The organism is Micromonospora sp. CA-240977 (assembly GCF_050942285.1).
Lineage (GTDB): Bacteria > Actinomycetota > Actinomycetes > Mycobacteriales > Micromonosporaceae > Micromonospora.
This window is the reverse complement of the sequence record NZ_CP192055.1, coordinates 514,532-538,851: the sequence shown is the minus strand read 5'-3', so window position 1 is coordinate 538,851 and position 24,320 is coordinate 514,532. Positions and strand designations below refer to the sequence as shown.

The window sequence follows — 24,320 nt, the reverse complement described above, 5'->3', positions numbered from 1 at the left end:
ATGACCGTGCCAGCCTAGCCGCCCAGCGCTCGTTGCGTTCTGCTCCCTGATGTCAGTTTCGCTATCGCTCGTCCGATCCTCAACCGGACGAACGGGACGCACCGCTCAGCTCCACCTGCCGCGGCGCACAACCTGGTCCACTCCACGACGCCCACGGCGCAGCGACGGTGACCGATGGTCGGGTGCCCGGTAACCGATTGTGACGGCTCCGATGGGCTGGTACTCCGCCGGCACGCCGAACGCGTCCCGGTAGCTGGCCTGTCGCTGCGGCGCGATGCCGAAGAAACAGGCCCCCAACCCCTCGTCCACGGCGGTCAGGAGCATCAGCAACGCGGCGAAGCCGGTGTCCACGTGCCAGTACGGCACCGGCCACCGGTCGGTGGACCGGTCCGTCCAGCCCTTGTCCGGCTCGGCGTAGCGCCGCAGGTAGGCCGACTCGTTGGCGTGCGGCACCACGATCAGGGGCGCCCGGCGCATCCCGGCCAGCCAGCGCTCCCGTCCACCGCCGTCCGGGGTGGTGGCCGCCCAGAACCGCTCCCGGTCGGCCGGCTCCTCCAGCACCAGGAAACCCCAGCCCTGGGCGAACCCGGCCGACGGGGCGCGGATCGCGTGGTCGAGCAGCCGTTCCACCACGTCGGGCGGGACCGGGCGGTCCGGGTCGTAGTTGCGCACCATCCGCCGACGCCGGACGACCTCGGCGAACTCCATCAGGCCCCGGGCCGGATGCCCCAGGCACCCCGCCAGGTCGTCCCGGGCTTGAGCGAGAGCAGGTCCCGACCCGACCGGAACGCGTCCGGAGGGCAGGTCATCGGCTCGATCGCCACCGAGCGGCGGTGCCGCACACCGGTGAGCGCGTCCCCGGTGAACACCTGCCACCAGCCGAACTCGGCGTCGGCCCAGATGTGCACGCCCGTCGAACCGTCCGGGGCGGACAGGCTCACCGACGAGCCGCCGTCGGCGTCCCGGATCACCTCGCCGAAGCACAGGTCCAGCTCGGCGGCGCCGATCCGGCGCGGGCTGGTCCAGTCGTACTCCGTGCCGGCCACCGGGGTGGCGCCGATCGGCAGCAACCGGCCGTCGACAAGCATCCGGGTCCGGGTCGGCAGCCGCATGACCAGGTCGTCGACAGCGACGCCCGGCAGTTGCAGGTACGGGTGCACGGAGAAGCCGAACGGCGCCGCCTCGCCACCGATGTTCGTCACCTCGTGCTCGGCGCGCAGCCCGTCCGCGCCGACGCTCCATCGGCTGAGCAGCCGCAGCGGCCACGGGTAGCCAGGCTGCGGCGGCAGGTCGTAGCCGAGGGTCACGGCGGCCTCGGACTGCTCCACAAGCCGCCACGGCACCCAGTTGACCAGGCCGTGGATCGCCACGTGCCGCTCCGGCTCGGTAAGCGGGAGCTGGTGCGTCCGCTCGCCGAACGGGTAGCGGCCGTCGCGGATCCGGTTCGGCCAGGGTGCCAGCACCTGCCCGGCGCAGCCGGGGCACACCTCGTCGGTCTGGTAACCGTCGACCAGGTCGACACCGTCGTGCCGGTACGTCCGGAGCCCACCACCCACCTCCACGATGACGGCCTCGTGGCCGGCGGCGGAGATGGTCCACTGGGCGCCGGAGAACGCGCGCTGCTCGGGGCTTTCCATGTCGGCGACCCTAACCGGTCACGTCCGGTCGGCGCTCGACGCCGCCGCCCGGTAGCGCAGCAGTGCCGGGAACGCGACCGCGAGCACCACGACGAGCACCGCCGAGGCCAGTCCGCCGGCCACCCAGGCCACCCCGCCGCCGAACCCGGCGGCCATCGTGCCGGCCCGCAGATCGCCCAGCCGCGGACCACCGGCCACCACCACCGTGTTGACGCCCTGGAGCCGGCCACGCATCCGGTCCGGTGCGTAGACGAGCATCATCGACTGGCGCAGCACCGCGCTGACCAGGTCGGCGGCCCCGGCCACGGCGAGCAGGAGAACCATCAGCCAGAGCTGGTGGGCGAGCCCGGCCGCGGCGATCGCGACCCCCCAGGCGACCACCGCGACCACCAGGCCGAGGCCCTGCCGGCGGAGCCGACCGATCCAGCCGGAGGTCAGCCCACCGATCATCGAGCCGATCGCGATGGCGCTGTAGAGCAGGCCGACCGCTCCACCGCCGCCGAACCTCTCGTGGGCGATCTCCGGGAAGAGCGCCCGCGGCATGGCGAGGATCATCGCGATCAGGTCCACCCCGAAGGACAGCAGCAGCACCGGAGTGGTGGCCAGGTACCGGAATCCGTCGACAACGCTGGCCAGGCCGGCGCGGCGGCGCTCACCGTCGGCGGTCGGCTCGGGCGGGAGCGCGGGCAGGCGCAGCGCCGCCCAGAGCATCGCGGTGAACAGCACCGCGTCCACCCCGTACGCGATGGGCAGCACGACCGTGGTGTCCGCCGAGGCGGAGAGGATCAGGCCGGCGGCGAGCGGGCCGGCGACCGAGGCCGCGGTGAAGGTCGTGTAGTTCAGGGTGCTGGCGGCCGGCACCAGGTCGTCCGGCACCAGGCGGGGCAGCATGGCGCTGCGGGCCGGGGAGGTGATCGCGAACGCCACCGACTGCAACGCCATCAACGCCAGCAGCAGCACCGGGCTGCCCACGTTCAGCAGGGCCTGGACCAGCAACCCGAGAGTCGACGCCCAGAGCAGGACCGACCCGCCGAGCAGCACGGCACGGCGGTCGTGGGCGTCGGCGACCGCGCCACCCCAGAGCCCGAAGATCAGCAACGGTACGAAGGCCGCCACGCCCAGCAGGCCCACCCAGAACGAGTCCCGGGTCAGGGCGTACATCTCCACCGGAACCGCGACGGCGGTGAACTGGAATCCGAACATCGCCACTGTGTTGCCGAGCCAGAGCCGCCGGTACGCGGGCACCCGCAGCGGACGGACGTCGATCGCCCAGCGGCGCGCCCCGCGCGACCGGGCCTCCTGCACACCCGTCACGGCGCCAACCGCTCGACGGTCCAGCCACCCTCGTCGAGGTGCCGGAAGCGGAGCCGGTCGTGCAACCGACCGGCCCGGCCCTGCCAGAACTCCACCGACTCGGGTCGGACCCGCAACCCGCCCCAGTGCGGCGGGATCGGGATCTCCGCCTCGTCGGCGAACCGCTCGGCCACCTCCCGGTAGCGCTCCTCCAGCGTCGCCCGGTCCGGCACCACCTGGGACTGCGGGCTGGCCCACGCGCCCAGTTGGGAGCCGCGCGGCCGGCTGGCGAAGTACGCGGCGCTCGTCGCGCGGTCGACCGGCTCGACCCGCCCGGCGACCACCACCTGCCGCTGCATGGGGAACCACGGAAAGACCAGGCTGGCGTACGGGTTGTCGGACGCCTCGACGCCCTTGCGGGACAGGTGGTTGGTGTAGAAGACGAAGCCGTCCGGGTCGTACCCCTTGAGCAGCACCGTCCGACCGCTCGGCCGGCCGGCGGAGTCCGCGGTGCCCACCACCATCGCGTTCACCTCGGGTAGCCCGAAGGCCACCGCGTCGGCGAACCAGCTGTCGAACTGCGTGTGCCAGTCGGCGGCCAGGTCGGCTTCGGTCAGGCCCAGGTCCGCGGCGTACTCGTTACGCATCGCGGCCGGGCCGGGTGTGTCGCCCGTCACGTCCCCACTCCTTCTCGGCAGGTCCGCCGGCACCCTCCCGCGCTGGCCAGCCCGCACCGCCCAGTCTCACCGAGTCCGGCGGAGAATGCGCGTCCGGGGATGTCGCGTGCAGCACAGTCGCCGTGGGTCGCGTATCCGGTTACTCAGCAGGCAAGATGTTCCGAACACATCCCTGAGGGTCGCCTAGGGCGCTCGGCCGACCGGGCCGGATGAGCCGACCGGGCGCACCGACCAGATCCAGGAGAGCGACATGGCCGATTTCAAACCCGGGCTGGAGGGCGTCGTCGCCTTCGAGACCGAGATCGCCGAACCCGACCGCGAGGGTGGCGCGCTGCGCTACCGCGGGGTCGACATCGAGGATCTGATCGGTCAGGTCTCGTTCGGCAACGTGTGGGCGTTGCTTGTCGACGGCCGGTTCGGGCCGGGTCTGCCCCCGGCGGAGCCGTTCCCGGTGCCTGTGCACTCCGGTGACATCCGGGTCGACGTGCAGTCGGCGGTCGCCATGCTCGCCCCGTACTGGGGGCTCAGCCAACTGCTTGACATCTCCGACGAGCAGGCCCGCGAGGACCTCGCCCGGGTTTCGGTGACCGCGCTCTCCTTCGTCGCCCAGTCGGCTCGGGGCCTCGGCCTGCCGGCGGTGCCGCAGAAGGAGATCGACAAGGCGCAGACAATCGTCGAGCGGTTCATGAAGCGGTGGCGCGGCGAGCCCGACCCGCGCCACGTCAAGGCCGTCGACGCGTACTTCATCTCGGCCGCCGAGCACGGCCTGAACGCCTCCACCTTCACCGCCCGCATCGTCGCCTCCACCGGCGCGGACGCGGCGGCCTGCATCTCCTCCGGCATCGGCGCCCTCTCCGGTCCGCTGCACGGCGGCGCGCCGTCCCGGGTGCTCAGCATGCTGGAGGCGGTGGAGCGCAGCGGCGACGCGGAGGGCTACGTCAAGGGCGTACTCGATCGCGGCGAGCGGCTGATGGGCTTCGGCCACCGCGTCTACCGGGCCGAGGACCCGCGCGCCCGGGTGCTCCGCCGCACGGCCAAGGAGCTGAGCGCGCCGCGCTTCGAGATCGCCGAGGCGCTGGAGAAGGCAGCGCTCGCCGAGTTGCAGGCCCGCCGCCCGGACCGGGTGCTGGCCACCAACGTCGAGTTCTGGTCGGCCGTCGTACTGGACTTCGCCGAGGTGCCGGCGCACATGTTCACCTCCATGTTCACCTGCGCGCGGATGGGCGGTTGGAGCGCGCACATCCTGGAGCAGAAGCGCCTGCAGCGGCTGGTCCGCCCGGCCGCCCGCTACGTCGGCCCGGAGGCCCGCAAGCCGTCCGGCGTCGAGGGCTGGGCCGCCATCCCGCACGGCGTCTGACCGTTCGAGAAGGGCCCCTCCGCTACGTCCGGCGTAGCGGAGGGGCCCTTCCGCACGTCAGCCGAGGTGTGGCGAAGGACTCAGCCCGGCCCACGGGGGCCCGGCTTCCACCGATGGGTCCGAGTGCGAGGATGAGGGCCGGCAGTGTCGCCGGGCCCGCCCTCGCCCTTGCGGAAGGATCTTCAAGACCGTGGCTGACGCACCGACCATCCGGATTCCCGATGACATCAAGCCCGCCGACGGACGTTTCGGCTGCGGCCCGTCCAAGGTCCGCCCCGCGGCGGTGTCCGCACTTGCCGAGGTCGCCACCAGCTACCTGGGCACCTCGCACCGGCAGAAGACGGTCCGCGACCAGGTGGCCCGGCTGCGCTCCGGCATCGCCGAGTTCTTCTCGCTGCCCGAGGGTTACGAGGTCGTGATCGGCAACGGCGGCACCACCGCGTTCTGGGAGGTCGCCACCTTCGGCCTGGTCCGCGACCGGGCCCAGTTCGCCAGCTTCGGCGAGTTCGGCGCCAAGTTCGCCAAGTCGGTGAAGGACGCGCCGTTCCTCGGTGAGCCGACAGTGCGCAAGGCCGAGGCCGGCAGCGCGCCGACCCTGGTCGCCGAGGCCGGCGTGGACGTGTACGCGACTCCGCAGAACGAGACGTCGACCGGCGTGGCCGTCCCGATCAGCCGGGTGGCCGGGGCCGACGAGGGCGCGCTGCTGCTTGTCGACGCGACCTCCGGCGCGGGTGGCCTGGAGGTCAACGTCGGCGAGACCGACGTCTACTACTTCGCCCCGCAGAAGTGCTTCGGCTCCGACGGCGGCCTCTGGCTGGCCCTGATGTCACCGGCCGCGCTGGATCGCGCCGCCGAGATCAAGGCGTCCGGGCGCTACATCCCCGCCTTCCTCGACCTGGTCACCGCGATCGACAACTCGCGGTTGGAGCAGACCTACAACACCCCGGCGCTGGCCACCATCTTCCTGGCCGCCGAGCAGACCGACTGGATGAACGCCCAGGGCGGCCTGGCCTGGGCGGCCAAGCGCACCGCCGAGAGCGCCGCCACGGTGTACGGCTGGGCGGAGCGGTCCAGCGTGGCCAGCCCGTTCGTCGGCGACCCGGCGCTGCGCTCCAACGTGGTCGCCACTGTCGACTTCGCCGACGGGGTGGACGCCACCGCGATCGCGAAGGCGCTGCGGGCCAACGGCATCGTGGACACCGAGCCGTACCGCAAGCTCGGTCGCAACCAGCTGCGGGTGGCGCTGTTCCCGGCCGTCGAGCCGGCGGATGTCGAGGCGTTGACCGCGTCCATCGACTACGTCATCGAGCGACTCTGACGTTCGTCACGGTCGGTGTTCGTTGGGGCCTCCACGGACACCGACCGTGATCATCGTTGCAGCTCAGTCGCGACATGCGGGGTGTCGCTTCCCCCACCCCGAGACAGATGCGCGTACGGTGGTCCGAGACGCCTGGGTGGCCGACTCGTGGCGTGCGGCCAGCGAAGCGGGACGGAGGCAACGCTATGCGCCCAGTACGCTTCGTCGCCCTCTCCGAGGACGGCCATGCCCTGGTTCTCGCCGACGAGGTCGGGCGGTTGCTCGCCCTGCCGATCGACGACCGGATCTCGGGTGCGCTGCACGCCGAGCCCGGCGCGCCGCCGCTCCCGGCGGCACCGGCCGCCGCCGACCCGATTCCCTCACTGTCCCCTCGGGACATTCAGGCCCGCATCCGCTCCGGTGAGTCCGCCGAGGATGTCGCCCGGATCGCCGGCGTGCCTGTCGACCGGGTGCTGCGGTATGCCGGCCCGGTGCTCCAGGAGCGGGCGATGCTCGCCCAGCACGCCCGCCGCACCCGGCTGAAGGGCGCGGAGAAGCCCACCCCGTTGGCCGAGGTGGTAAACGGGCGGTTGAGCCAGCACGGCATCGACACCGAGAAGATCTCCTGGGACGCGTACCGGCGGGACGACGGCACCTGGCGGATCATCGCCACCTGGCCGTCCGGCAAGGCGACAGCGCAGGCCATCTGGGATCTCGACAAGACCCGGCAGTCGGTCGCCCCGCACGACGACATGGCGCAATACCTGTGCGCCGAGCGGCCCACGCCGATCCTCGGCCAGGAGCCGGCGCCGGAGCGGGGCGGGCACGGCCTGCCCGGTCCCTCGCGCGGCGAGCCGAGCCGTGGTGGGCACGGGTTGCCGGCGGCGTCCGAGCATCCTCGCCCCGGCCGGGACCCGATCCGGGCCGGACGGGACGCGCTGCTCGCCTCCCTGGACCGCCCGCTCGGCGCCTCGTCGGGTCGTGGCCTGGAGCCGCGTACCCCGGCTGCTCTTGCCGGTTCGGACGCGCCTCGGCAGCGGCCGGTCGGCGGTGGCGCCGCCGCGTTGCTCGGCGGCGGCCAGGGGTCGGCCTTCGACGACGACTCGGACGCGCCCAAGGAGGTGCCGGCCGTGCCGTCGCTGGCGGTGCTGCGGCCCCGCCGCACGGGCGCGGCGGCAGCCGCCGGCGGCGAGTCCACCGATGCCAACGGCAAGCCGCGCAAGCGCCTGCCGAGCTGGGACGACGTGCTCTTCGGCAGCGGGCCGGCGGCGCGCGAGTCTTCCTGACGCGTCGCGTTGGCGGGTGGTGGTTCGCCACCCGCCAACGCGTAACGCGTGGACCTCACCGAGGGTCTTCAGCGTGCCCGCCGTCCAGGCCGGCGACCTCGCGGACGGCCTCGGCGACGGTCGCGAAGTCCTTCTTGAGGATCGCACCGTGGTTGCTGGCGACCTTCGCGGCGATCTGGAGGTGCGGGTTGCGGACGGTCGCCGCGTCGAGGCTGGCACGGATCTTTTCCTGCTCGTCACCGCGACTGCCGAGGGACGTGCCGGAGGCGACGACGTACCGCACCGGGACGGTGATGCCGTCCAGCACCGGGCCCAACTCGCGCTCGCGGGAGAGTCTGCCCAGCTCGATGTTGCTGTCCGCCATCTGTTCGGCGTTCATTCGCGGGGTCAGACCCGTTGGGCGAAGCAGCGGCATGAACAGGTTCATCCGTCGGAACATCTTCCGGATCCGCTGCTCCATTGCCTCGTCGAGCCAGTCGTGCGGGAACGCGCCGTCGACAAGAACCGCACCGAGAGCGCGGTCCGGGTTCCGGTGGGCCCAGTGCGCCCCGACCACCGCCCCGTAGGACCAGCCCACCACCAGCGCGCGGTCCACGTTCCGGGCGGCGAGGACGGCATCGACGTCGCGGACGGCCGCCTCGAAGGAGTAGTCGGCTGAGCGCCCGGACTTCCGGCCGCGTGCCCGTTCGTCGTAGGTGATGTGCCGCCAACCGGTGCCGAGGTCGGCGATGACTCGACGCCAGTACCCCTGGGTGGCGAACTGGCCGTTGAGGTAGAGCACTGGGACACCGGGGCCGCCGGTGTCGGTGACGGCCAGGGCGGTGTCGTCGATCGGCACCATGCCGGTCCACGTCGAGTTGGTCGCGGAAGCGTTGTTCGTCGTCATGTCTGCACTCCTGGTGGCGTCGCGGGACTCGGTCGGGATCAGAGGCTGCGGGCGGTGATGTCGCCGTGGGAGGTGGTGGCGCGGATGTCGAGTGCGGTGGTGCCGTCGTTCCTGAGGGCGTTGCTGACCCGGCCGTGGCCGGTGCCGGCGTCCAGCGCGGCCGAGACGCCAGCGGCGGCGGCGATCGAGATGTCGCCGGACTGGGTCGTCAGCACGACGGTGCCGTGGACGGCTTCGGTGATCCGGATGTCGCCCCTGGTGGTGCTGATCTCGGCCGGGCCGGTGAGTCGGCCGACCTCGACGTCGCCGTCGATGGCGGTGAGGCGGACGCTCGCCGCCTCATCGATCTTGATCTGGCGGTACGCGCCGTCGAAGCTGACGTCGCCGAGGCGGCCGACACCCCGCAACTCGGCGCTGGCGGTCCTGGCCTCGATGCGGGAGTCGGCGGGCAGTCGGACGGTCACCTGAAGGGATCCGGAGGGACCGACGAGCGCGTTGCCGGGCGTTGCCGCAGTGATCCGCAGGACGCCGTCGGCGTACGTGACGGTGGTCTGTTCGGCGGCCCGGGTGTCGCGGCTCCTGGCCGGGTCGGTGGGCAGCACCTCGACGGTGGTGTCGACGCGGTCCGCGGCGATGAGCTGGATGCGCCCGGCGGGAATGGTCAGGATGGCGGAGATCGGGGCGGGGGTCTCGAACGTCTTCATCAGGCTCTCCGATGCTCGTGCGTTGTTTCCGATACCGGAAAAGCTACGTTGCTTTCCAAACTCAGGCAACAAGCTTGTTGCGTCCAAGGCGCGTTTTTCCAGCTCAACGCATCGATATCATTGCAACCGGTTGCCGCTTAACGCAACGAGCACTGTCGTAGCTGTTGCAATGGGTAAGAAGTGAACGCTATGGTGAAGGGGCCACGAGGTCGCCACGACGGATCACCAGGGAGATCAGATGCCAGGGGGCCGACTCACCCAGCAGGAACGCCAGCAGATCGCGCTGGGGCTGGTCGACAGCCTCCCCTACGCGGAGATCGCCCGACGTCTCGACCGACCCACCTCGACGATCACCCGCGAGGTGATGCGCAACGGCGGTCCCATGGGTTACCGCGCCGACCTGGCCCACCGCGCCACCGAACGCCGCGCCCACCGACGCCGGCCAGCCTCCTCCCGTCCGACGGAATCGGCCCTCCCGCAGCACGGACGCGACGCCGAGGCCGTTGCCGAATACGAGGAGACCTTCACCACCGTTCTCATGGGATCGGGTCTGACCAAGATGGCGGCCCGCGTGTTGACCTGCCTCTTCACCACCGACGCGGGCAGCCTCACCGCGTCCGAGCTCACCAGGCGCCTCCAGGTCAGCCCCGCGTCCATCTCCAAGGCGATCACCTTCCTGGAGGGCCAGAGCCTGGTCCGCCGCGAACGCGACGAACGCCGCCGCGACCGCTACGTCGTCGACAACGAGCTCTTCTACCAGGCCACGATCGCCGGCGCCCGGTCCAACGACCAGCTCGTCGCCGTCGCACGGCAGGGCGTCGCCCTGCTCGGCCCGCACACCCCCGCCGCGGCCCGCCTGGAGAACATCGCCCGCTTCCTCGACTTCATCAGCGAGAGCATCATCCGCGCCGCCGAACAGGCCCGCGAAGTCCTCCACATCAGACCCGCTGCGGCCGCCGCCCCACCGATCCCGGACCAGGGACCGGCACCCGCCGGGGTCGTCCCGCCGACGGCACCGGGTCAGAGCGGCCAGCCGGCGAGCCGGTCGTAGCGCGAGCCCCGGGCGGCGAGGTGGCTGCGCATCAGCGACAGCTCGGTCGCCGGCCACTCCGGGCCCTGGTAGTCGTCCAGGTCGGCCCGGTCGGCCTCGATGTCGGCCGGGTCCATCCGATCACCGGGCCGGGCCACTGTCAGGTGCGGGCGGAACGGCCTGACGTCGTACGGCAGCCGGGCCTGTCGCAACCGGGACCGGACCAGCCCGGCCAACACGTACAGCGCCTCGACCTCGCCTCGTACGCCCACCCAGAGCACCGTAGACCGGGCCTGACCGAACCGGCCACCGCCGCCGAGGCTGAGCCGGGGCGCGGCGTGCCGGCCGTCGCGGAACCACTCCACGGCCAGCCCGAGCGCACTCTCCACCTCGACCAGCCGGGCCGCCTCGACGTCGCCGAGGAAACCCACTGTGACGTGCAGCTGGGCCGGAGCGGCGAGCCGGACGGCAGCGCCGGCGGCGGACGCCGCGCCGACCCGTAACCGCGCGACCCGCGCGCCGAGGTGGTCGACCGGCTCGGGGGGCGGGTAGACCGCGACGAAGAGCCGCAACCGTCGCTCAGCGGTGCCGCTGCCGGTGCCCGGCCCTCGCCGCCGGCAGGGTCAGCCCGGCAGCGTGCAGCACCCCCTCCACCCGAACCCGCTCGATCTCCTGGTCGACGCCCGCCAACTCGGCGAGGTGCTCGCTGATGCCGAGGGCGCGGCAGGCCAGCCGGAGCCGGTCGTCGTACGCCTGGAGGAGCGCGCCGTGCCAGACCATCGACCGACCGGTGCCGCCGAGCCGCTGACCGCCGAGGCGGCGCAGGTCGGCGGCGAGCTGCTCCAGGGGTCGACGGTCGACCCGGTCGAAACCGCTGAGGTCGATGTCGCGGGTCAGCGCGTCAGCCTCGACGGCCCGGTCCAGGCGGGCGATGGTGCGCCTCTCCCGCCTGCGCTCCCGCCATTCGGACCAGCCGCAGACGACCCGATCGAGGATCTCGTCATAGCAGAAGAGCAGGGCGAACGCTGCCGGCAGACTGGCGACGGCAAGGAACGCCAGGGCCAGCATCAGCGCGCGTCCGACTCCCACATATCGACGCTAAGCCCCGTCGTGCCGGCCCGCCAGCGATTTGGCCGCATCCGCACGATCCGCTCAACGCGACGCGGCCCGAACCCGGGTCAAACCTCAGCAGTCGGTGGAGGTCACGTAGAAGCGGGGCATCGGGAGCACCCGGAAGCGCAACCGGGCACCGGATCGGCGCAACTGCCAGGTGAGGGCGATCAGCGCGGCGGCCAGCGAGATCAGCGCGCCCATCCAGATGCTGGCGCCGGCACCGAAGTGCTCCGCGACCCAGCCGATCAGCGGCGCGCCGACCGGATTGGTGCCCAGGAAGACCAGCACCCACAGGGACATCACCCGACCCCGGAAGGCCGCGTCCACGCCCAGCTGAACCCGCTGGTTGGCGGCCTGGGCGAAGAAGACCATGAAGAAGCCGGTCGGCACCAGCAGCACAACGACCAGCCAGTACGCCGACGCGAGGCCGACCAGGGTGCCGAAGCTGGCACAGGCGATCGCGGCGCCGAGCACCAGCCAGACCGACGGGCGGCTGCGCCGGCCGGTGCCGCTGAGCGCTCCACCGAGCGCGCCGACGGCCAGCGCCGTGCTGAACAGGCCAAAGGAGGCAGCACCGGTGTTGAAGACCGTCTTCGCCAGCGCGGCCAGGGTGAGCTGGAAGTTGAAGAGGGACATGCCGATCACCGACATGACCGCCATCGGCAACAGCAGGTCGGGTCGGCGCCACACGTACCGCAGCCCGTCGATGACCTTCGCGGAGGCCCGTTCGTCGCGGGGCAGCAGGGCGTCGCGCTGCAGCTCGGAGGTCCGCATCCGGACGACGTTGACAAGGGGCGCGATGGAGCTGACGGCGGTGAAGAGGAAGACCGGGCCGACGTCGAACGCGGCGATGGCCAGGCCGGCGACGGCCGGACCGACGATCCGGGCCGAGTTGAACACGGCGGCGTTCAGCGACAGCGCGTTGGGCAGCAGGGGCGTGCCGACGAGTTCGGAGACGAACGCCTGGCGGACCGGCGTCTCCACGGCGTTGGCCGTGCCGAGCAGGGCCGCGAAGGCGAAGACGTGCCAGAGCTGCACCAGGTCGGTGAGGACCAGCAGCGACATGCCGAGCGCCAGCAGGCTCCAGAAGGCGTTGGCGGCGAAGAGCAGCACCCGCTTGTCGTACCGGTCGGCGAGCCGGCCGGAGAGCAGGGTGAGCAGCAGCACCGGAGTGAACTGGCAGGCGGTGACCACGCCGAGCGCGGTGGCCGAATTGTTGGAGAGGTCGAGGACGAGCCAGTCCTGGGCGATGAACATCATCCAGACGCCGATCAGCTTGATCAGCTGCCCGGATGCGAAGAGGCGGTAGTTGCGAACCTGTAGGGACTGGAACATCGTGCTCAGCTTGGCCTGCACTCTTGGTGCGCCTCCTCGGACGTACGCGTCATCGACAGGTGACGGCACGGCCCGGTGGGGCTGGGCGCGGCTCAGGCGCGAGCGAGCTGCTGAAGAATCTCGGCGGCCCTCTGCAGGGTCTCCCGTTCGTCCTCGTCGAGCGCGGCCAGCCGGTGGGCCAGCCACTCGTCGCGGGCCCGCTCGAACTGGTCGAGCACGGCGTGCCCGCCCTCGGTCGCCGCGAGGATGACCTGCCGGCCGTCGGTCGGATGGGGTGTCCGCCGCACGAGGCCCCGGTCCTCCAACTTCCCGACGATCTTGGTCATCGTCGGTGGCTGCACCCGCTCGACGTCGGCCAGTTCCCGAGGGGTCATCGCACCCGCCAGCCGCAGGCTGGTGAGCGCGGAGACCTGGGTGACCGTGAGGTCGCCGACCGGTCGGGCCTGGCGGACCCGCCGGTTGAGTCGAGTTATCGCATCACGCAACTGGGGGGCCAGCTGCGCCGGTGGCACGCGTTTCGCCGTCACCGTCCGCTCCGTCACAGTAGTTAGCTTAACTAATGAGCATGGCTAACGACATCGGTTATGACCAGGCTCACGAGGACGTTAGTGCTGTTCCGGGCGGGGAATCCCGTTCGACCCCCCGCCCGTACGCGGGTCAGAGCACCAGCGACTCGATGGGCCCACGCAGGAAGTACAGCACGAACAGCGCGGCCACCCCGTACAGCAACGGGTGGACCTCCCGGGCCTTACCCCGCGCCAGCTTGAGCACCACGAAGGTGATCAGACCGGCGCCGATCCCGTTGGAGATGGAGTAGGTGAACGGCATCAGCACGATCGTGAGGAACGCCGGGATGGCGATCTCGTAGTCCGACCAGTCGATCGTCCGGACCGCTGTCATCATCAGGAAACCGACCACCACCAGGGCCGTCGAGGCCGCCTCGAACGGCACGATCACCACCAGCGGCGCGAGGAACATCGCCAGCAGGAAGAGCACCCCGGTGACCAGGTTGGCCACGCCGGTCCGGGCGCCCTCCGCGACACCGGCAGCACTCTCGATGTACGACGTGTTGCTGGAGGTGCTGGCCGCGCCGCCGGCCGCCGCGGCGATCGAGTCGACAAGCAGGATCTCCTTGGCCCGCGGCGGAGTGCCCTGCTCGTCGAGCAGGCCGCCCTCCTGGCCCACCGCCACCATCGTGCCCATGGTGTCGAAGAAGTCGGTGATCAGCAGCGTGAAGACGAACATCAGCACGACCACCCAGCCGGCCCGCCCCCACGAGTCGAGCACGTTGAACTTGCCGAGCAGCGACAGGTCCGGCAGGTCGACCACCGTCTTCGGCAACTCCGGCACGTTCAGCGCCCAGCCCTTCGGGTTGGGCTTCCCGTCCACGAACGACGGGCCGATGTTGGCGACCGCCTCCACGATCACCGCCAGCACGGTGGACGCGAAAATGCCGATCAGGATCGCGCCCTTCACCCGGCGCACCACGAGCACCAGGGTGATCAGCAGACCCACCACGAAGACCAGCAGCGGCCAGCTCACCAGCTTGCCGCCGATACCCAGGCCGACCGGGACTGTGGTGTTGGCGGCGTCCGGGAGCCGCCGGACGAAGCCGGCGTCCACCAGACCGATGATGGTCAGGAACAGGCCGATGCCAACCCCGATCGCGGTCTTCAACTGCGTCGGCACCGAACGGAACACCGCGGTCCGCAGACCGGTCAGCACCAGCACCGCGATGATCACACCTTCGATCACCACCAGGCCCATCGCGTCGGCCCAGGTCATCTCGGGAGCGATCTCGTACGCGACAAGCGCGTTGACACCCAGACCGGCGGCGAGCGCCAGCGGGAACCGGCCGACCACACCCATCAGGATGGTCATCAGGCCGGCGACCAACGCGGTCGCGGCAGCCAGCGCGGGAATCGGCAGGGTCTTGCCGTCGGCGTCGACGGCGCCACCCAGGATCAGTGGGTTGAGCACCACGATGTACGCCATCGTGAAGAAGGTCGCCAGGCCGCCGCGTACCTCACGGCCCATCGTCGAGCCACGGGCGGAGATCTCAAAGAACCGGTCGAAGCCGTTACGCGGGTGAGCGGGGTCGGGAGGTGTGCCGGTCTCGGGCGGCGCTACTGCCATCAGGTCCTCGCAGGTGATCTTCCGGTTGTCGCGCGCATCGTCCCAGATCACGAGCGGGCAGGGGAAGTGGATCGCGTACGCTTGCCGAATGCCGGACGAGCAGCCACCGCGGCCCGCACCACTGGACCCGCCGATGGTGCCGTTCGCTCTCGCCGGGTTGGTCGCCTGGGCGGTGGCCGGGCTGGTCCTGCTGATCTTCTTCCGGGGCTGGTTGACCGACCACCATCACGAGAACTGGCTCTGGACCTGCCTCGCCGGCTTCCTGTGGGGCTTCCCCGGCCTCGCCGTGATGCTGCGGCACGACGCCAACCGCCGCCGCCGCCGCGCCAACTGACCTGGCCACCGTGCCGGGACACCCCGGCGCGGAACGGTCAGGAGTGCCCGTACGGCTCCGCCGGCTCGGCCGCGTCCACCGAACCCGGGGCGCGACTGACCGACATGGCCTCCACCGCGCTGTCGTCGTACACCGTCGGTAGCTCTTCGACGGCGGTCTCGACCGCCTCGATCAGCGTCTCGGAGTGGGCGCCGCACCCGTGGTCGGCGCTCACCACCCGGCCGTCGTCCGGCGCGTAGAAGTTGCCACACGCTCCGAACGCCTGCCGCATCGCGCCCGCCAGCGGCAGGTAGAACCCGCAGGTGCCGCAACGGGCGGCGGCCGGAGCGGCGGTGGAGATCGGCGCGGCGGGACCGTGGTCGCCCTCATACCAGCGCTGCGCGGCGTCGGCGCGGCCCTCCCGGGAGAGCACACGTGCCCGCCCGAGGCCCAACTCCCACGCCGTCTCCTCGACCGCCGGGTCGTCGGAGAGCACGTAACCGGGGACCAGTCGATCGTCGTCCGGCGCGCTCGGCAGCAGATCACCAGGGCCCAGATCGCCCGGCTTGAGTCGCTCCTGCCAGGGCAGCCAACCGGGCGCGAGCAGCGCGTCCGGGCCGGGCAGCAACACCGTCTCGCAGATGGTCACCGTCTTGCTGCGCGACACCCGGGTGACGGTCACCGCCCACCGCCAGCCGCGATAGCCGGCGAGGAGGCACTCGAAGTAGTGGGTCACCAGCCGTTCACCCTCGGCCACGACCTGCAGGTGGTCGCCGACATCGTCGGCGTCCACCTCGGTGATGCCAGCGCGGGCCACCTCGACGGCGGCGGCACAGACCTGGTCGAGACGGGCGGCGCGGGTGGAGGCGGGCCTGGTCACCTCACCATTGTTCCCCATGCGCCCCGCAGGGGTGACAGTGACTCCCGGGGAACCTTTCCCCGCGGTGGTGCGGCGTACCCGGATCAGATGGGCGAGGATGGTGCACATGCCGTCGTACTCCCGCTCCGGGCGATCCGTCCTCGGGCGAACCGTCGGCACCGGCATCCGCGCCATTCGCCTGCTGCTGCGTGGTTCGGTGGGCAGCGGCCGCTGGGTGACCCGGCGGGCCGGTCGGGCCCGCGCCCGGGGCGCCGGCGGCGAGGTCGGCATGGTTCGCCTGTTCGACCTGCACGCGGTCTCCTGCGCCGGTGACACGTTGATCGCCATCGGCCTGGCCGGGACGATCTTCTTCAACGTCCCGCTGGGCGAGGCCCGCAGCAAGGTCGCGCTCTACCTGCTGGTGACCATGGTGCCGTTCGCCATGCTCGCCCCGGTGGTGGGTCCGCTGTTGGACCACTTCCGGCACGGCCGGCGTTACGCCCTGGCCGCCACGATGCTCGGCCGCGCGTTCCTGGCCTGGTTGATCTCCGACTACATCCACGGCTTCGGGCTCTATCCGGCCGCGTTCGGGGTGCTCGCGCTGTCCCGGGCGTACGGCGTGGCCCGGTCCGCGGCGGTCCCCCGGTTGTTGCCGGAGGGGCTCGGCCTCTCCCAGGTGGGTGCCCGGGCCAGCGTCTACGGCACGGTCGCGGGCGCGCTGGTGGCGCCGATCGGGTTGGCAGCGTTCTGGTTCGGCCCGCAGTGGCCGCTGCGCGTCGCGTCGGTGATCTTCCTGATCGGCATGGTGATCTCGCTGCGGTTGCCGCCGATGGCCGACTCGGAGCCACCGGAGCGGGTCCCCCGGCCGCTGCGCGCGCTGGGTCGACACCGCGGCGACCGGCCGCTGGGTCGGGGGCGTCCCGCCGGCCGCCTGGTGATCGCCACCCTGATCGGTGCCGCGACGCTACGCGCGGTGTACGGCTTCCTGCTGCTCTTCCTCGCCTTCGCGATCAAGAAGGGCGACCTGACCACTGTGGCGTTCGGCCGGGATTTGGGCGCCGAGTGGGCGTTGGGGCTGGTCGGCGGGGCGCTCGCGGTCGGCACCTTCCTGGCCACCGCCGTCGGCACCCGGCTGCGCATCCACCGGCCGACCGCCATCCAGTCCAGCAGCATGATCATCGTGGCGGGCGTGGCGGTGCTCACCGTCATCCAGTTCTCGCTGGTGATGGTCGCCCTGCTCTGCCTGGTCGCGGCGTTGGTCAGCGGGATCTCGAAGCTGGCCGTGGACGCCTCCATCCAGGAGCGCATCCCGGAACGGCTGCGAGCGAGTTCCTTCGCCCACTCCGAGACGGTGCTGATGCTCGCGTTCGTCGCCGGTGGCGGGCTCGGGCTGGTGCCGTTCGACGGCCGGATGGGCATCGCGGTGGCCGCCGGTGTGGGCATCCTGGCCGCGATCCGGGGTGTGCTGATCGCCGCCCGGCTGCGCGGCGAGAAGCTGGCCGGTCGACCGCTCGGCGACGACGAGCTGACCGAGGACGAGCCGGCGGACGAGCCAGAGGACTCCGCGCCCACCTCGCCGGCACCGGCGCAGAGCAGCTCCCCGCCGTACGAAGGCCCGGACCTGACCCCGCCGGGCTACCACATCTACCGGCCGTCGTCCGCCGTCGGCGGCCCGGGTGGCGGCGCCGACGAGGAGACCCGCCGCGAATCCCCCGGCTCGCTCTCGTGACCGGCCTGCTGGTGGTGACGGCGGTGCCGGCCGAGGCGGACGCGATCCGTTCCGGGCTGACCGACCCGACCGTGACCGTCGCCCCGGTCGGCGTGGGCCCGGCCGTCGCCGCTGCCGCAACCGCACGCCTGCTGGCGCTGGCCGAAGCCGCCGGGCAGCCGTACCGCGCGGTGGTCAGCGCCGGCGTGGCCGGTGGCTTCACCGGCCGGGCCGAGGTGGGCGACACGGTGCTCGGCACCGCCAGCATCGCCGCCGACCTGGGCGCCGAGTCACCTGACGGCTTCATCCCCGTCGACGAGTTGGGCATGCCACTGGCGCTGCTCGGCGCCGGCAGCGTGGTGCGGGCCGACCAAGTCCTGCTGGCGGCGCTGCGGGCCGCCCTCCCGGCGGCCACGGCTGGCCCGGTGCTCACGGTCAGCACGGTCACCGGCACCGCCGCCAGCACCGAAGAGCTGCGCCGCAGGCATCCGGAGGCGGTCGCCGAGGCCATGGAGGGGTACGGCGTGGCGGTCGCCGCGGCACAGGCCGGGGTGCCCTTCGCCGAGCTACGCACCATCTCCAACCCGATCGGCCCCCGCGACCGGGACGCCTGGCGCCTGCGCGAAGCCCTCACCGCGCTCACCGCGGCGGCTCCAGCGCTTGCGCTGACTACGGCCGAGGAGCACGGACTTCGAGCGTGAGCTCCGACGGCCGACCCGCCTGTAGCTCGAACCCGCAGGCGAGCAGGAAGTCGACGTGGCCCGACGAGGCGATCGCGTGGGTGGTCCGGATGCCGGCCGCTGCCATCTCGGTGGCGAGCATCCCGATCAGCTGACGCCCGATGCCCAGGGTCCGCAGGCCGGGAACAACGACAACGCCTTCCAACACCAACTCACGCCGGTCGCCCCAATCCTCGCCGAGGAGGAGGTCCACGCTCCGTTCGTGGGCCCTCAACTCGCCCACCGGCCCGGCCCCGGGCACCTCGGCGAGGAAGCGCCAGGCCGTGGCCGGCAGCCCTTCGAACGCCCGCCGAAACCGCACCTGGGCGCGGGCCTGGTCCCGCCCCCGTCGCTCGTCTCGCCGCGCTCGGTCCAGGTCGTAGGTCAACTCCGGGACACGCACCGGCCACAACCGCTGCGGAAGGGTGTACGAGTGCACCCACCAGGCCCCCGGCCAATCCTTGAGGGTCAGGACCTGACGGACGTCCAGGTGCGCCGGATATCGACGACCGGCCTCGTCCCGCAGCTCATCCTGTGGCTCGCCGCCGACTGCCCGATGGGAGGGCTCGCCGGGCAGCCTGAGGACGAGCTCCCCACCGACGGCACTGACGAGCTGCTCCACCGTCCGGAACGCCGGCCCAGCACCATGCCCCGCCTCGATCCGAGCCAACGTGCTCTTCGGGATCCCGGCCCGCTCGGCCAGCTCGCGCTGGCTGAGATCGGCACGCCGACGCAGATCGCGCAGAACCGCCCCCACGTCGATCGCACCCTTGTCGGTAGCCACCAGTCCATGGTTTTCCGCCGACCTCCCGCCGTCAACGACGCCCCGTCCACCTGTGGAAAACCCTGTGGATAGTGTCGCCGCGGCTGTGTACGAACCTCTGTCAGCGCCTGTAGAGCTGCCCCACGAGTGGGGCGGCTGACGAGGCCCTGAGCCACACGAAGATCGACGGCCCACGATCATCGGCGCACCAGCACCGCCGGGGCCGCACCGCCGAGCCACACCGCAACCGCCGGGCCGCACCGTAACCGCCGGGCCGCACCCTAACCGCCGGGCCACTCCGCAACCGCCGGGCCACACCGCAACCGCCGGACCGCACCGCAACCGCCGGGCCACAGCGCAACCGCCGGGCCGCGTCGTCGAGCCGCGCCCCAAATACGGGGCAGCTCTACAGGGAGTTGAAGGGATCACCACAGCCCCACGTCGCTGGCACCCGGACTCGCACTTGGCATTGGCTGGCACCGCCGCACCGCCACCGCAACCACCGGGCCCCACCGCAACCACCAGGCCGCACCGCCACCGCCAGGCCGCACCGCCACCGCCAGGCCGCACCGCCACCACCGGGCCGCAGCGTCGAGCCGCGCCCCAAATACGGGGCAGCTCTACAGGGAGTTGAAGAGACCACCGAAGCCCAACGTGGCTGGCAGCTGGCACCCGGACTGGCACTCGGCGTTGGCTGGCGTGGCGGGCAGACGGCGGCGAATGCTCGACAGGTCACAGGCACCGCACCGCGCCGACCGAACGCGCGGGGGCGGGGCTAACGTGGGGGCGTGGCGCTCTCTCTGGCGATCTCGCCCTGCCCCAACGACACGTTCGTCTTCCACGCCCTGGTGCACGGGCGGGTGCCCGGCGCGCCGCCGGTCGAGGTGACGTACGCCGACGTGGACGTCACCAACACGGCGGCCGAGCGGGGCGCGTTCGACCTGGTGAAGGTGAGCTTCGCGGCGCTGCCCTGGCTGCTCGACGACTACCACCTGCTGCCCTGCGGTGGCGCGCTCGGTCGCGGCTGCGGCCCGCTGGTGCTCACCCGCGGCGATCGTGACGGCGGGCCGGACCGCACCGACCTGACCGGCGCCACGGTGGCGGTGCCGGGCGACCGGACCACCGCGTACCTGCTGTTCCGGCTCTGGTCGGCCGGACGGCCGCCGGCCCGGATCGAAGTGGTCCCGTTCCACGAGATCATGCCGGGCGTCGCGGCTGGCCGCTACGACGCCGGGTTGGTCATCCACGAGGCCCGGTTCACCTACCACCGGCACGGCCTGACCGCCCTCGTCGACCTCGGCGAGTGGTGGGAGGCCGACACCGGGCTGCCCATCCCCCTCGGCGCGATCCTGGCCCGACGCGGCGCGGTGGACCCGGAGGCCGCGGCCGGCTGGGTCCGCGAGTCGGTCCGGCAGGCCTGGGCGGACCCGGCGGCCAGCCGGGAGTACGTGCTGACGCACGCCCAGGAGATGGAACTCGATGTGGTGGACCGGCACATCGGCCTCTACGTCAACGAGTTCACCGCGGACCTGGGCGAGGCCGGTTTCGCCGCGGTGGCGGCACTGCTCGATCGAGCCGCCACCGCCGGCCTGGTGCCTCAGACCTCCAGCTCGCGTGCGACCGCGTGGACCAGCTGAGCGATCTTCTGCGCCGTCTTCTTGTCCGGGTACCGCCCCCGGCGCAGGTCCGGCTGGACCTTCGCCTCCAGCACCTTGATCATGTCCTCGACGAGGCCGTGCAGCTCCTCGGCCGGCCGACGGCGCAACTCCGCCATCGACGGCGGCGCGTCCAGCAGCTTGACTCCCATGGCCTGCGCGCCCCGGCGACTGTCGACCACGCTGAAGTCGACCCGCTGGCCACCCTTGAGGTCGGTGACACCCGCCGGCAGCGCGCCCTTGGGCAGGAACACGTCGCCGCCCTCGTCACTGGTGACGAAGCCATATCCCTTGGCCGTGTCGTACCACTTCACTCGACCCGTAGGCACCTGAAAACCCCTGCTTCACTTGAGCCGCTACTGCTCCAAGGCTAGCTGGATCATGCCGTCGAGCGCCGCCGGGAATTCGGTGAGGTCGTCCAGCACCACATCCGCCCCGGCCGCGCGCAGCTCATCGCCGGAACACGGGCCGGTAGCGACAGCGATGCCGGGCACCCCGGCGGTCGCCGCCGCGACCATGTCCGCGACGTGATCGCCGACGTAGTGGGTCGCGTCGTGCTCCCGGAGGGCCGTCGCCTTCTGCTCGGCGAACAGGTCACCTGCCAACGCGTCGACAGTGAGGCCGAGGTGGTCCAGGTGCAGCCGGGCCAACCGGCCGATCTTGGATGTGACGACAAGCACCCGGCCGCCCCGGGCGCGGATCGCGTCGATGGCCTCCCGCGCGCCCGGCAACAGGACAGACGGGGTGATCGCGTACGCCGGGTACAGCTCGCGGTACGCCCGCACGGCCGACTCGACCTGCTCCGGCGGGAACCAGTGCGCAAGCTCGGTACGCAGCGGCGGCCCAAGCCGCGACACCGCCAGCTCGGCGTCCACCGGCACGCCGGTCCGCGCCGTCAGGGCCCGATAGGCCGCGGCGATGCCGGGGCGGGAATCCACCAGGGTCATGTCGAGGTCGAATCCGACGGTCAGTGCGGGCATGTCGAGAAACCTACCCGGCGACTCCCGGTCGGCCGGACGTCCGAGGGGCGCGGAAGCCCACTGCCGGGCTAGCGTGGAAAGACGATGACCACCTCACTCGCCGACCACCTGCGGTCGCTGCCCGACGAGTCACTGGCCGCGCTCCTCCAGCTGCGGCCCGACCTCGTCGTGCCCGTGCCAGCCGACGTCTCCGCCCTGTCCATCCGGGCCCAGTCCCGGGTGTCGGTGGCCCGCGCGCTGGACGGGCTGGACCAGTTCACCCTCCAGATCCTCGACGCCGCCCGCCTCACCCGGAACCCGGAGGACGGCACCACGGCCACCGACGCCGTGCTCGCGATGGCGACCGCCGGGCCGCACCCGCCCGCTCCGACGGCCGTCCGAGCCGCCGTGGGCCGGCTGCGCGCGCTCTTCCTGCTGTACGGCCCGGAGCACGCGCTGCACGTGGTGCCCGCCGTCGACGAGGTTTCCCCGTACCCCGCCGGGCTCGGCCGGCCGGCGGCGGAGCTGGACCCGCGCACGGCTGCGCTCTGCGCGGACCCGGCGAAGCTCCGCCGGACGCTGCTCGCCGCCCCGCCGTCGGCCCGGGCGATCCTCGATCGGTTGGCGGCCGGCCCACCGGTGGGCAGCGTGCCCCCTGGCGCTCTGCACGCGCCGCCGCTCGGTGCGGAGGACCCGGTGCTCTCCGATCCGACAAACGGCGGCGCCCCGACCGGGTCCCCGGTGCGCTGGCTGGTCGACAACCGGCTGTTGGTCCCCGTGACGACCGGCTCGTCGACGGCCAGCGGCACTGTGGAGCTGCCCCGAGAGGTCGGCCTGCTGCTCCGGCGCGACAGCGGGCCGCTCGGCCCGCTACGCACCAGCCCACCGCCGGTCGCCGCCGCGCCGCGTGAGCCGAAGGCTGTCGACTCGGCTGGCGCCGGGCAGACGATGGAGGTGGTCCGACACACCGAAGGGCTGCTGGAGCAACTCGCCGACGAGCCCGCGCCGGTGCTCCGGTCGGGCGGCATCGGTGTGCGGGACCTGCGTCGGTTGGCCCGGACCGCCGGGCTGGACGAGTCGACCACGGCGCTGTTGCTCGAGGTGGCGTACGCGGCGGGGCTCGCGGGTGAGCTGGAGATGCCCGGCGCGACCACCAGCCGGTACGGAGCGGACCAGCAGGTGCTGCCGACCGGCGGGTACGAGGTGTGGCGGGCCGCCTCGCTGGCCCAGCGGTGGGAGCAGCTCGCCCGAGCCTGGCTGACCATGAGCCGGCAGGTGGGGCTGGTCGGCCGCCGCGACGACCGGGACCGGCCCATCACCGCGCTCTCCGCCGAGGCCGAGCGGGCCAGCGCGCCGGCCACCCGGCGGGCGGTGCTCGGTGTGCTCGCCGACCTGGAACCGGCGACCGCGCCCACCCCGCAGGAGGTGCAGGACCTGTTGGACTGGCGGGCGCCGCGACGCAGCCGGGGCCGCGACGCCGCCCACCGGGAGGTGCTGGCCGAGGCGGCGCAGCTCGGCGTGACCGGGCTGGGGGCGCTCACCTCGTACGGTCGGCTGCTGCTGGGTGACCTGATGTCGGCCGACGAGCGGGGTGGCGACGACCCGCTGGGCGTGCACGCCGACGTGGAGAGCGGTGACCCGTCCGGTGCGGCCCGCGCCCTGGACGCGCTGCTGCCCGCCCCGGTCGACCACTTCCTGGTGCAGGCCGACCTGACAGTGGTGGTGCCCGGCCCACCCGAACCGGCGCTCGCCGCCGAGTTGGAGGCGATGACCGAACTCGAATCGGCCGGTGGGGCCAGCGTGCACCGGGTCACGACGGCGAGCGTGCGGCGGGCCCTGGATTCGGGCTACACGGCCGACGACCTGCACGACGTGTTCCGGCGACGGTCGCGTACCCCGGTGCCGCAGGGGCTTTCCTACCTGGTGGACGACGTGGCCCGTAAGCACGGCGGGTTGCGGGTCGGGCTGGCCGGGGCGTACCTGCGCAGCGACGACGAGACGCTGATCAGTGAGGTGCTTGCCGACCGCCGGTTGGAGTCCCTGTCGCTGCGCCGGCTCGCGCCGACGGTGCTGTGTACGCCGTACCAGGTCGGTCGGTTGTTGGGCGCGCTGCGCGACGCCGGATTCGCCCCGGTGCAGGAGGACGGCACCGGCAGCACCGTGCTGGCCCGGCCACGGATCCGCCGGGCCCCGGCCCGGGTGTCGGTGACCAGCCGGACCCTCGACCCGCTGGCCGCGCCGAAGCTGCCCATGCCCCGGCTGCTCGGGGTGGTGGAGCACATCCGGCGGGGTGACGCGGCGGCGCGGGCGGCCCGGCGGGCACCGGCGGTGGTGCGGGGCGGGGCGGCCGGGCTGGGCGGCGGCCCGGTGCCGGCGCACACGCACAGCGAGGCCCTGGCGGTGCTCCAACAGGCGGTCCGCGACAAGGCGTTGGTCTGGGTCGGTTACGTCGACGCGCACGGGGCGACCGCGTCCCGGCTGGTCAAACCGGTCTCGATCGGTGCCGGTTACCTACGCGCCGAGGACGAACGGACCGAGATGCTGCACACGTTCGCGTTGCACCGGATCACCGCGGCGGTGGTGGCGGACTGAA

The 24,320-nt window shown here is 72.4% G+C and carries 23 protein-coding genes and 1 pseudogene; 9 read left to right on the top strand and 15 right to left on the bottom strand.

Annotated features, from left to right (window positions below; genetic code table 11):
- Window positions 1-105 precede the first annotated feature (105 nt).
- From ACQPWW_RS02620 to pdxH, 4 genes are read right to left on the bottom strand one after another with little or no spacing between them, the layout of a single operon-like run.
- Window positions 106-708, bottom strand: coding sequence for a nitroreductase family protein (locus tag ACQPWW_RS02620; RefSeq protein WP_433128746.1), 603 nt, complete (start codon window positions 706-708; stop codon window positions 106-108).
- Window positions 708-1,637 carry an aldose 1-epimerase family protein gene (locus tag ACQPWW_RS02615; protein ID WP_433128744.1) on the bottom strand — a complete coding sequence of 310 codons (930 nt, stop codon included), beginning with the start codon at window positions 1,635-1,637 and terminating at the stop codon, window positions 708-710. The genes ACQPWW_RS02620 and ACQPWW_RS02615 overlap by 1 nt, the downstream gene beginning before the upstream one ends.
- Before the next feature lie 18 nt (window positions 1,638-1,655).
- Window positions 1,656-2,951, bottom strand: coding sequence for an MFS transporter (locus ACQPWW_RS02610; protein ID WP_433128741.1), 1,296 nt, complete (start codon window positions 2,949-2,951; stop codon window positions 1,656-1,658).
- A complete protein-coding gene (gene pdxH / locus ACQPWW_RS02605; RefSeq protein ID WP_433134097.1) occupies window positions 2,948-3,577 on the bottom strand; it encodes a pyridoxamine 5'-phosphate oxidase in 630 nt (209 codons plus the stop codon). Before pdxH ends, ACQPWW_RS02610 begins: the two co-directional genes overlap by 4 nt.
- 280 nt (window positions 3,578-3,857) lie before the next feature.
- Here pdxH and ACQPWW_RS02600 point away from each other — a divergent pair, with 280 nt between their 5' ends.
- From ACQPWW_RS02600 to sepH, 3 genes are all read left to right on the top strand, one after another.
- On the top strand, window positions 3,858-4,964 hold the full coding sequence (locus ACQPWW_RS02600; RefSeq protein ID WP_355027285.1) for a citrate synthase 2: 1,107 nt from the start codon (window positions 3,858-3,860) through the stop codon (window positions 4,962-4,964).
- A gap of 190 nt (window positions 4,965-5,154) precedes the next feature.
- Window positions 5,155-6,282, top strand: a complete 1,128-nt coding sequence (gene serC / locus ACQPWW_RS02595; protein WP_433128739.1) for a phosphoserine transaminase — start codon at window positions 5,155-5,157, stop codon at window positions 6,280-6,282.
- A gap of 185 nt (window positions 6,283-6,467) precedes the next feature.
- The gene (gene sepH, locus ACQPWW_RS02590) at window positions 6,468-7,547 is read left to right on the top strand and encodes a septation protein SepH (RefSeq protein ID WP_433128737.1); all 1,080 of its coding nucleotides are present in this window, start codon (window positions 6,468-6,470) and stop codon (window positions 7,545-7,547) included.
- Window positions 7,548-7,602: 55 nt separating this feature from the next.
- Here the strand turns inward: sepH and ACQPWW_RS02585 are convergent, their stop codons facing one another.
- Both ACQPWW_RS02585 and ACQPWW_RS02580 read right to left on the bottom strand, forming a co-directional pair.
- Window positions 7,603-8,433: an alpha/beta fold hydrolase gene (locus ACQPWW_RS02585; protein WP_433128735.1), complete on the bottom strand. Its 831-nt coding sequence runs from the start codon at window positions 8,431-8,433 to the stop codon at window positions 7,603-7,605.
- A gap of 38 nt (window positions 8,434-8,471) precedes the next feature.
- Window positions 8,472-9,137, bottom strand: a complete 666-nt coding sequence (locus ACQPWW_RS02580; RefSeq protein ID WP_433128733.1) for a DUF4097 family beta strand repeat-containing protein — start codon at window positions 9,135-9,137, stop codon at window positions 8,472-8,474.
- 238 nt (window positions 9,138-9,375) lie between these two features.
- Between ACQPWW_RS02580 and ACQPWW_RS02575 the strand changes: the two are divergent.
- A pseudogene (locus ACQPWW_RS02575) lies at window positions 9,376-10,092 on the top strand (helix-turn-helix domain-containing protein); the annotation flags it as partial.
- 65 nt (window positions 10,093-10,157) lie between these two features.
- Here the strand turns inward: ACQPWW_RS02575 and thpR are convergent.
- From thpR to ACQPWW_RS02550, 5 genes are all read right to left on the bottom strand, one after another.
- Window positions 10,158-10,739: an RNA 2',3'-cyclic phosphodiesterase gene (gene thpR / locus ACQPWW_RS02570; protein ID WP_433128731.1), complete on the bottom strand. Its 582-nt coding sequence runs from the start codon at window positions 10,737-10,739 to the stop codon at window positions 10,158-10,160.
- Window positions 10,740-10,746: 7 nt separating this feature from the next.
- The gene (locus tag ACQPWW_RS02565; protein WP_433128728.1) at window positions 10,747-11,256 is read right to left on the bottom strand and encodes a hypothetical protein; all 510 of its coding nucleotides are present in this window, start codon (window positions 11,254-11,256) and stop codon (window positions 10,747-10,749) included.
- 96 nt (window positions 11,257-11,352) lie between these two features.
- On the bottom strand, window positions 11,353-12,636 hold the full coding sequence (locus tag ACQPWW_RS02560) for an MFS transporter (RefSeq protein WP_433128726.1): 1,284 nt from the start codon (window positions 12,634-12,636) through the stop codon (window positions 11,353-11,355).
- A gap of 71 nt (window positions 12,637-12,707) precedes the next feature.
- A complete protein-coding gene (locus ACQPWW_RS02555; RefSeq protein WP_357251878.1) occupies window positions 12,708-13,157 on the bottom strand; it encodes a MarR family winged helix-turn-helix transcriptional regulator in 450 nt (149 codons plus the stop codon).
- A gap of 115 nt (window positions 13,158-13,272) precedes the next feature.
- On the bottom strand, window positions 13,273-14,751 hold the full coding sequence (locus ACQPWW_RS02550) for an NCS2 family permease (RefSeq protein WP_433134095.1): 1,479 nt from the start codon (window positions 14,749-14,751) through the stop codon (window positions 13,273-13,275).
- 88 nt (window positions 14,752-14,839) lie between these two features.
- Between ACQPWW_RS02550 and ACQPWW_RS02545 the strand changes: the two genes are divergently transcribed.
- Window positions 14,840-15,085: a DUF2530 domain-containing protein gene (locus ACQPWW_RS02545; RefSeq protein WP_433128724.1), complete on the top strand. Its 246-nt coding sequence runs from the start codon at window positions 14,840-14,842 to the stop codon at window positions 15,083-15,085.
- A gap of 37 nt (window positions 15,086-15,122) precedes the next feature.
- On the opposite strand, the gene ACQPWW_RS02540 is transcribed toward ACQPWW_RS02545, so the two are convergent.
- The gene (locus tag ACQPWW_RS02540; protein ID WP_433128722.1) at window positions 15,123-16,052 is read right to left on the bottom strand and encodes a DUF3027 domain-containing protein; all 930 of its coding nucleotides are present in this window, start codon (window positions 16,050-16,052) and stop codon (window positions 15,123-15,125) included.
- Here ACQPWW_RS02540 and ACQPWW_RS02535 point away from each other — a divergent pair.
- The gene (locus ACQPWW_RS02535; protein ID WP_433128720.1) at window positions 16,051-17,652 is read left to right on the top strand and encodes an MFS transporter; all 1,602 of its coding nucleotides are present in this window, start codon (window positions 16,051-16,053) and stop codon (window positions 17,650-17,652) included. The genes ACQPWW_RS02540 and ACQPWW_RS02535 overlap by 2 nt on opposite strands.
- Entirely contained in the window at window positions 17,649-18,332 is a 684-nt protein-coding gene (locus ACQPWW_RS02530) for a futalosine hydrolase (protein ID WP_433128718.1), read from the top strand. Before ACQPWW_RS02535 ends, ACQPWW_RS02530 begins: the two co-directional genes overlap by 4 nt.
- On the opposite strand, the gene ACQPWW_RS02525 is transcribed toward ACQPWW_RS02530, so the two are convergent.
- Window positions 18,301-19,134, bottom strand: coding sequence for a helix-turn-helix domain-containing protein (locus ACQPWW_RS02525; RefSeq protein WP_433128716.1), 834 nt, complete (start codon window positions 19,132-19,134; stop codon window positions 18,301-18,303). The two genes, ACQPWW_RS02530 and ACQPWW_RS02525, sit on opposite strands and share 32 nt — an antisense overlap.
- 767 nt (window positions 19,135-19,901) lie before the next feature.
- Between ACQPWW_RS02525 and ACQPWW_RS02520 the strand changes: the two genes are divergently transcribed.
- Window positions 19,902-20,750, top strand: a complete 849-nt coding sequence (locus ACQPWW_RS02520; protein ID WP_433128714.1) for a 1,4-dihydroxy-6-naphthoate synthase — start codon at window positions 19,902-19,904, stop codon at window positions 20,748-20,750.
- Here ACQPWW_RS02520 and ACQPWW_RS02515 read toward each other — a convergent pair.
- Both ACQPWW_RS02515 and ACQPWW_RS02510 read right to left on the bottom strand, forming a co-directional pair.
- Window positions 20,711-21,097 (bottom strand): cold-shock protein, encoded by a 387-nt coding sequence (locus ACQPWW_RS02515; protein ID WP_088986676.1) that lies wholly within the window; start codon window positions 21,095-21,097, stop codon window positions 20,711-20,713. The two genes, ACQPWW_RS02520 and ACQPWW_RS02515, sit on opposite strands and share 40 nt — an antisense overlap.
- A 27-nt stretch (window positions 21,098-21,124) precedes the next feature.
- Window positions 21,125-21,748 (bottom strand): HAD family hydrolase, encoded by a 624-nt coding sequence (locus tag ACQPWW_RS02510; RefSeq protein ID WP_433128712.1) that lies wholly within the window; start codon window positions 21,746-21,748, stop codon window positions 21,125-21,127.
- An 84-nt stretch (window positions 21,749-21,832) separates the two neighbouring features.
- Between ACQPWW_RS02510 and ACQPWW_RS02505 the strand changes: the two genes are divergently transcribed.
- Entirely contained in the window at window positions 21,833-24,319 is a 2,487-nt protein-coding gene (locus ACQPWW_RS02505; RefSeq protein ID WP_433128710.1) for a helicase-associated domain-containing protein, read from the top strand.
- The last annotated feature ends 1 nt before the right edge of the window (window position 24,320 follow it).

What these genes read in the sequence shown, in the direction of transcription:
- ACQPWW_RS02600 (WP_355027285.1), top strand. Translation starts at nt 3,858, where the DNA reads ATGGCCGATTTCAAACCCGGGCTGGAGGGCGTCGTCGCCTTCGAGACC.
- ACQPWW_RS02585 (WP_433128735.1), bottom strand. Translation starts at nt 8,433, where the DNA reads ATGACGACGAACAACGCTTCCGCGACCAACTCGACGTGGACCGGCATG.
- ACQPWW_RS02510 (WP_433128712.1), bottom strand. Translation starts at nt 21,748, where the DNA reads ATGCCCGCACTGACCGTCGGATTCGACCTCGACATGACCCTGGTGGAT.
- ACQPWW_RS02550 (WP_433134095.1), bottom strand. Translation starts at nt 14,751, where the DNA reads ATGGCAGTAGCGCCGCCCGAGACCGGCACACCTCCCGACCCCGCTCAC.
- ACQPWW_RS02540 (WP_433128722.1), bottom strand. Translation starts at nt 16,052, where the DNA reads ATGTGCACCATCCTCGCCCATCTGATCCGGGTACGCCGCACCACCGCG.
- ACQPWW_RS02545 (WP_433128724.1), top strand. Translation starts at nt 14,840, where the DNA reads ATGCCGGACGAGCAGCCACCGCGGCCCGCACCACTGGACCCGCCGATG.
- ACQPWW_RS02620 (WP_433128746.1), bottom strand. Translation starts at nt 708, where the DNA reads ATGGAGTTCGCCGAGGTCGTCCGGCGTCGGCGGATGGTGCGCAACTAC.
- pdxH (WP_433134097.1), bottom strand. Translation starts at nt 3,577, where the DNA reads ATGCGTAACGAGTACGCCGCGGACCTGGGCCTGACCGAAGCCGACCTG.
- ACQPWW_RS02580 (WP_433128733.1), bottom strand. Translation starts at nt 9,137, where the DNA reads ATGAAGACGTTCGAGACCCCCGCCCCGATCTCCGCCATCCTGACCATT.
- ACQPWW_RS02505 (WP_433128710.1), top strand. Translation starts at nt 21,833, where the DNA reads ATGACCACCTCACTCGCCGACCACCTGCGGTCGCTGCCCGACGAGTCA.
- ACQPWW_RS02535 (WP_433128720.1), top strand. Translation starts at nt 16,051, where the DNA reads ATGCCGTCGTACTCCCGCTCCGGGCGATCCGTCCTCGGGCGAACCGTC.
- ACQPWW_RS02615 (WP_433128744.1), bottom strand. Translation starts at nt 1,637, where the DNA reads ATGGAAAGCCCCGAGCAGCGCGCGTTCTCCGGCGCCCAGTGGACCATC.
- sepH (WP_433128737.1), top strand. Translation starts at nt 6,468, where the DNA reads ATGCGCCCAGTACGCTTCGTCGCCCTCTCCGAGGACGGCCATGCCCTG.